This is a genomic window from Agromyces sp. NPDC055520 (assembly GCF_053619715.1).
In genome coordinates this window covers 1-1128 of record NZ_JBSHJY010000093.1, presented here as the reverse complement: position 1 = coordinate 1128, position 1128 = coordinate 1, and the positions used below count along the sequence as shown (strand labels likewise).

Below are 1128 nucleotides of genomic sequence, written 5' to 3'. Positions count from 1 at the left end.
GGGCGACACGCCGCCGTGCGGAGCCCCCAGCCAGGCGTGTCGCCCGAATCCCCTGAACGCGCAACTCGAACGTCGGAGCTCAGTTCAGCCGACGTGCGCCGCCAGCCAGGCGAAGCCGTCGAAGCGCACCCCGTCGGTGCCGAACATCTCGAGGTGCATGTGCGGCCCGGTCGACTGCCCGGTCGAGCCGACCACGCCGACCTGCTGGCCCGCGGTGACCTGCTGCCCCACCGAGACGGCGATCGAGCCGTACTGCATGTGCGCGTACGAGCTCGTGATGAGCTCGCCGCCGATGTTGTGCTGCACCTCGACGTTGACGCCGAGGCCGCCGCCGTTCTCGGTGGCGAGCACGACCACGCCGTCGGCGATCGACATCACGGGGGTGCCGTTGCCGGGGTTGAAGTCGACGCCGTCGTGGTTGGTCGAGCATCCCGCGCACGGAGCCGAGCGCGGCCCGAATCCACTGCTGCGCTTCTCGGGCGTCAGCACCGGCCAGACGATCGCGTCGGTGTCGATGAGCGCCACGCTGCCGAGGTTCGCGACCTGCGACACGATGGGCGGCGGTGCCGCCACGACGTCGTACTGCTCGGCCGCGAGCTGCGACATGACGGCCTCACTGCCGACCTCGAGCGACTGCGGGTCGGCCGCTGCGATCGTGTCTTCGGGCGGAGCGTACACCGACACGCGTTCCACGGTGTCGGTCGCGGTGATCGCGAGAGCCGGCACGCTCGTGGCGACCATCATGGCGGCGGCGAACGACATCGCGACGACCGACAACACGGGTCGCAGCGAGAGCGGTTCGAGCGGGCGGAGCTTCGGGCGGGCAGGGCTGGTGGTGGCCGCGCGGCGGCCGTGCTTGGGGGGAGTCATGTGTGGGGTGCGTTACGTATTTTCTGAGTCAGGTTCGAGACAACCTCAGCAACGGTACGCATCGACTCTGAGAAGAACCTCCGATGCACATGCATATTTCCCGTGGAGGGCGCGCGCGTTCCTCCCGCCCCGGCATGACGGTTCCGTCCGCCCCGCAATGACGGTTCCGCCCGCCGCATATGAAACGAGCGGATGCCTCGGGGTCGATCGACCACCGAGATGCTGCTGACGTTCCCGGCGATGCGCGCGGCGGGGGCC

At 69.5% G+C, this 1128-nt stretch carries 1 protein-coding gene; it reads right to left on the bottom strand.

What is annotated here, in order from left to right:
- Positions 1 to 84: 84 nt before the first annotated feature.
- Positions 85 to 870: a M23 family metallopeptidase gene (locus ACWGST_RS17020; protein WP_452047853.1), complete on the bottom strand. Its 786-nt coding sequence runs from the start codon at positions 868 to 870 to the stop codon at positions 85 to 87.
- Positions 871 to 1128: the final 258 nt, after the last annotated feature.

Excerpts from the sequence above, each read along its gene's own strand:
- ACWGST_RS17020 (WP_452047853.1), bottom strand. The coding sequence starts at position 870 with ATGACTCCCCCCAAGCACGGCCGCCGCGCGGCCACCACCAGCCCTGCC.